Source organism: Pseudomonas sp. P4_C3, from assembly GCF_056402075.1.
This window is the reverse complement of sequence record NZ_JBFUIC010000286.1, coordinates 1-5,148: the sequence shown is the minus strand read 5'-3', so window position 1 is coordinate 5,148 and position 5,148 is coordinate 1. Positions and strand designations below refer to the sequence as shown.

The 5,148-nt window shown below is 59.6% G+C and carries 3 protein-coding genes and 1 pseudogene; all 4 read right to left on the bottom strand.

Going from position 1 to position 5,148, the window contains the following annotated elements; all coding sequences use genetic code 11:
* A pseudogene (locus tag AC1DVH_RS25780) lies at nucleotides 1–247 on the bottom strand (amino acid ABC transporter substrate-binding protein); the annotation flags it as partial.
* A 48-nt stretch (nucleotides 248–295) separates the two neighbouring features.
* Entirely contained in the window at nucleotides 296–1,636 is a 1,341-nt protein-coding gene (gene potE, locus AC1DVH_RS25775; RefSeq protein ID WP_477756182.1) for a putrescine-ornithine antiporter, read from the bottom strand.
* A gap of 80 nt (nucleotides 1,637–1,716) precedes the next feature.
* Complete coding sequence (gene speF, locus AC1DVH_RS25770; protein ID WP_477756181.1) at nucleotides 1,717–3,900, bottom strand: ornithine decarboxylase SpeF; 2,184 nt, start codon at nucleotides 3,898–3,900, stop codon at nucleotides 1,717–1,719.
* Between the two features lie 224 nt (nucleotides 3,901–4,124).
* Nucleotides 4,125–4,997, bottom strand: coding sequence for a DNA/RNA non-specific endonuclease (locus AC1DVH_RS25765; RefSeq protein WP_477756180.1), 873 nt, complete (start codon nucleotides 4,995–4,997; stop codon nucleotides 4,125–4,127).
* Between the last annotated feature and the right edge of the window lie 151 nt (nucleotides 4,998–5,148).

Here is a 5,148-nt window from a genome sequence, read left to right as displayed (position 1 = left end):
CTTGCAGGTCGGGCAGACCCAGCTCGCTCTTGAGCTTGTCGGCGACTTTCAGGCACAGGTCGATGGCGTAACCGCTGGCCTTGTCGCCTTCCTGCTTGCTGAAAGGCGCCAGGTCAGGCAAGTAGCCCAAGGTCAAGGTGTGGCTGCTGCGYACGCGTTCAAGGGTATTGGCGCCGGCCACTAGCGGCAGCGTCGAGAGTGCGAAGGCAAGCAGCAGTCTGGTGGTTGTGGCAAATGGTACGTTCATGTCCGGTTTCCCCGTATGCAGATGTCTGTGCAGTCCTGTTGGCCACGCCTAAGGGTTTGCGGCCCTGGCCTGGTTGGCCGCTGGCGCGTCGGTGAAGCGCTTGGCGAGGAATCCATAGAGCAGGTAGCCGAAAGCGAGCACCAGGGTGCCGCCCATCACTGCGTCCTTGCCGCAGGCATACAAGGCGTACAAGGCGTACGTTATTGCAATCAACAGGACCACCACGTTACGCGAGTGTATGGCCGACGAGACCCCGGCCTTGTGCATGATCACCAGCAGGCCGGTCATCGCAGTTATATAAGGGATCAGGTTGGTGACCGCTGCCAGGCTGACCAGCTTGCTGAACTGTGCGGCGGCGTCGGGCGAGATGGTCGACAGGGCCATGAGGGTCTGTAGCACACCGCAGACAATCATGCCGACAACGGGGGCATTCATCGAGTTGACCTTGCTGAACAGCTTGAGGAACAGGTTCTGGTCAGCCGTCATCTTGGCGGTTTGCGCCAGGGTAAATTGCCAACCCAGCAGCGAGCCGACACAGGCCATGACCGCCAGGGCCATGACGATATTGCCCACCATCGGGCTGAACATCGTGGCATAGACCAGCGCGAAGGGTGCGGAGGACTTGGCCAGTTCAGCGTTGGGAATGATGCCCTGGATGACGGTGGTCGACAGCACATAGACCACGGCGGCACCCAGGGTGCCGAACAGGCAGGCCAACGGCACGTTGCGCTTGGGGTCTTCCACGGCATCGGTGGCCTGGGCCGCCGATTCCATGCCGAGGAAGGCCCACAGGGTCAGGGGGATCGCCTTGCTGATGGCTTCGGAGATCGCCAGGCTGTTGGGGTTCCAGGCGGCGGCCAGCACATCGGGCTTGAACCAGAACCAGCCGATGATGCTCAGGCCGGCTACCGGAATGATCACGCCCCATACCGTGAACGCGCCGATCTTGCCGGTGATGCCCGGTCCACCGAAGTTGGCGAAAGTGGTCAGCCAGATCAGTGCGATCGTGCCGACGCACAGGGGAATCGCACCCGTGCCCAGCCAGGGCACGAAGGCCGTCATGTAGCCCACCGCCGAAATGGCCACGGCCACGTTGGCGATGGCCAGTGACAGGAAGTACAGGTACGAACAGAGGAAAAAACCCGACTTTGAATGGGCTTCTTCGGTGTAGGCGGACAAGCCGCCAGAGCGTGAGCAGAAGACGCCACACTGGGCAAAGCAGTAGGCGATGGCCATCGAACCAATCGCCGTGAAAATCCACGACAACAAAGAGACGGCACCCAGTTGAGCCATGTTGGTGGGCAACATGATGATGCCCGAGCCCATCATGTTGACCGTCACCAGCGTCGTGAGCCCCATCAGGCCCATTTTCTTGCTTGAATCAGCCATCGCAAACTCCTTGCCTTGTTCAGAGAGTTAACCCCTGGGCCCGCCGACTTGACACCTGCCATCGAGTACGAGGGTGATCCTTACTGCTTGATCACATAGCCATACGCCCGCGTGCGACCGCCTTCCTGCTTCAGATAAACGCCTTGAAGTTCCGGCGTGAAGCCGGGCAAGCGGTTGATGCCCTCCTCCAGCGCCAGGAAGTACTTGAGCACGGCGCCACCCCAGATCTCCCCGGGTACAACGCACAAGACGCCCGGCGGGTAAGGCAACGCGCCCTCGGCCGCAATGCGACCATCGGCATCCGCCAAGGGCACCAGTTCGACGTTGCCGCGGATGTACTCGATTTGCGCTTGCTGCGGGTTCATGGCCTTTTTCGGGAAGTGCTCCTTGCGGAACATGTCCTTCTGCAATTGCTGCACGTTGTGGCTGCGATACAGGTCGTGCATTTCCTGGCAGAGCTGGCGGATGGTGTAGTCGCGGTAGCGTTCCTGGTGCTGAGCGTAGATGGCCGGCAGCACCCGGCTCATCGGCGCGTCATCGCTGATGAAGCGTTCGAAGCGGGCGATCTGTGCCGCCAGGTGGCTCATCTTCGCCCAGTCTTCGGCCGGTGTGAGCAGGAACAGGATCGAGTTCAGGTCGCACTTTTCCGGGACGATGCCGTTCTCGCGCAGGAAGTTGGCCAGGATGCCGGCGTGAATGCCGAAGTCGGTGTAGCTGCCGTCCACCGGGTCGATGCCCGGCGTGGTGAACAGTAACTTGCACGGGTCGATGAAGTACTGCTTCTCGGCGTAGCCGGCAAAAGCGTGCCAGCGGTCCTTGGGATGGAACTCGAAGAAGCGGATGTCGCTGGCGATTTCTTCCGTTGGATAGTCCTCCCACGCACGCCCTTCAATGGTGTACGGCACGAACGGGCGGACCATGGTGCAGGCTTCGAGGATCAACTTGCGCGCATTGATGCCGAACTTCACGCAGTCATCCCACAGGCGCAGGCCACTTCGGCCTGAGTGGATGCGGGCGTTGACATCCAGCGAGGCGAACAGCGGGTAGAACGGACTCGTTGAAGCCTGGGCCATGAAGGCGTTATTCAGCCGTGCGTGATTGCAGTAGCGTGGCTGGCCCTTGATGTGCCGGTCTTTCTTGTGGATTTGCGAGGCCTGGGAGAAACCGGCCTGTTGCTTGTGTACCGATTGGGTGACGAAGATGCCCGGGGCGTTCTCGTCCAGATCGAGCAACATGGGCGAGCAGTCCTTCATCATCGCAATGAACTGTTCGTAACCGACCCACGCCGAGTCGAACAGGATGTAGTCACACAGCTTGCCGATGCGGTCGACCACTTGCCGGGCGTTGTAAATGGTACCGTCATAGGTGCCCAGTTGAATGATCGCCAGGCGAAACGGCCGTGGCAGTTGCGCCTTGTCCGGGGCGACTTCGGCGATCAGCTGGCGCAGGTAGTCTTCTTCGAAACAGTGGGCGTCGATGCCGCCAATGAAGCCGTAGGGATTGCGCGCGGTTTCCAGATAGACCGGTGTCGCACCGGCCTGCAACAACGCGCCCTGGTGGTTGGACTTGTGATTGTTGCGGTCGAACAGCACCAGGTCGCCGGGGGTCAACAGGGCGTTGGTCACCACCTTGTTCGATGCCGAGGTGCCGTTGAGCACGAAGTAGGTCTTGTCGGCGTTGAACACCTTGGCCGCATGTTTTTGCGCCAGCAGCGCCGGGCCTTCGTGGATCAGCAGATCGCCGAGCCTGACGTCGGCGTTGCACATGTCGGCGCGAAACAGCGTCTCGCCGAAGAAGTCGAAAAACTGCCGACCCGCCGGGTGCTTGCGAAAGAACTGGCCGCCCTGGTGACCGGGGCAGGCAAAAGTCGCGTTGGCCGATTCGGTGTAGTGCTTGAGCGCATCGAAGAACGGTGGCAGCAGGCTTTCTTCATAGGCCTTGGCGGCGGTCTCCAGTTGATTGCCGTAGTACTCGGCATTATTGCTGGACAGGTCGAACACGCCATTGACCTGCAAAATCACATCCTGCAGTTGTTTGTAGACCTCCAGGGAACGATTGCTGCGGCCCTGAGAGGCCACCAGGAAGATGGGGATGTCGAAGCCGGTACGCTTGATGGCATCCAGCGCCCCTGCTGCCAAATCATCTTTCGAGAGTACGGCGACAGCGACATCGGTAAAGTCAGTCTGGTCGAGCCGGACGATTTCACGGGAATTACGAAAGCAAACTCGTACCGCATCGCTGGCAGCGATTTTCAAGGCGTTCATAACCAGAATCTCTCGGTCTGTTTGACGTTGAAGTTCCTGGGACGACCGACTTCAGAGGCATCATGTCCCGGGGTCAGGAGCGATTGCCCTATTGGGTATAGTTCATTTTTACTATTTGTTATTTCTTGCTGAATTTATTTCCTTGACCTTGTTTTTGCGTGGTTCATGACAATGAAACACCCCAACGGTTGCATCCAACCGTTGGGGTGCTGCTCATCCAGCCATCAGGTGCGCCCTGCGGAACCTGTGACGGGCAGGTTCCCGAGCAATTTGAGCCCGGTGCTCTTCACGAAAGTGTCGTAGTCCATCGGCTTCTCGATTCGGGTCTCAGCGTTAGGCAGTACGTAGGCCCAGGCACGTTTGGACGATGCGTCATAGACCAACTTGAACAGGCGCGTCGGCACCCACACCTGGTTGTCGCCAATGGTGGAGTGGCCAGAGTCAAACAGCGGGCCGGTAAAGACAAACACGTTGCCATCGGCGCGCTTGGCAAACTTGCGGACATCTGACTCGACCTTGCTCCAGATCTTGCGGTTGTTGGTCGGGTCCTGCGGCACCATGTTCGACAGCGCAAAGGATTGGGCCATTGCATTGGGGTTCGGTGCATCGGCTGCCGGGGATTGGTGACCACGGTCCACGGCCGGATGCTGGCTGCGGTAGTCGCTCAACTCCGCGCGCCCACTCTTGGGAATGCGTGGGTCCGGATAGAACTGGTTGGTGCGCTCCTCCCCTTTGGCATCCTGCAACTGGGCAGCGTTCAGGCGTTCGACCACAACCAGCGGGGTCTTGCTGGTTTGCGAGTACAGCACCGCGAAGTTGTCGGAACACAAAGCCAGGGGCTTCATGGTTGCAGGCACAGTGGCCGTGTTGATCGGTTTCGCTGCCGGGAACAAATCTGCGCAGCCGTCGAACGATGCCTGTTTCTGTTTGCTTGAATAGAGATCCAGGGCCGCGCTATGGCTGATCGAACCCGAGCGGGACGTTTGTTCATGATGCGCGGTGGGCGGCTTGAGGAAGTCCAGCAGACTGCGGGCTTGCGCCCCGGTCGAGAGCAAAACAAGGGCCGACAGCCCAACTGCAATTTTGCGTAGGTACATGGGTTAAATCTTCGAATGGGGTTGAGGGGTTAAACGTAGGGCGAGTCCCGACTCACGGAACCAGATGCAGGCGGTTGCTGATTATGTGGCGGCGAGCATGCTTTCACTGTCCTTGATCAAATTACCGATGCGGGGCCGGTCGGTTCCGGGC

Bases quoted from the DNA above. Each gene is read 5' to 3' on its own strand.
- potE (WP_477756182.1), bottom strand. From the start codon at position 1,636: ATGGCTGATTCAAGCAAGAAAATGGGCCTGATGGGGCTCACGACGCTG.
- speF (WP_477756181.1), bottom strand. From the start codon at position 3,900: ATGAACGCCTTGAAAATCGCTGCCAGCGATGCGGTACGAGTTTGCTTT.
- AC1DVH_RS25765 (WP_477756180.1), bottom strand. From the start codon at position 4,997: ATGTACCTACGCAAAATTGCAGTTGGGCTGTCGGCCCTTGTTTTGCTC.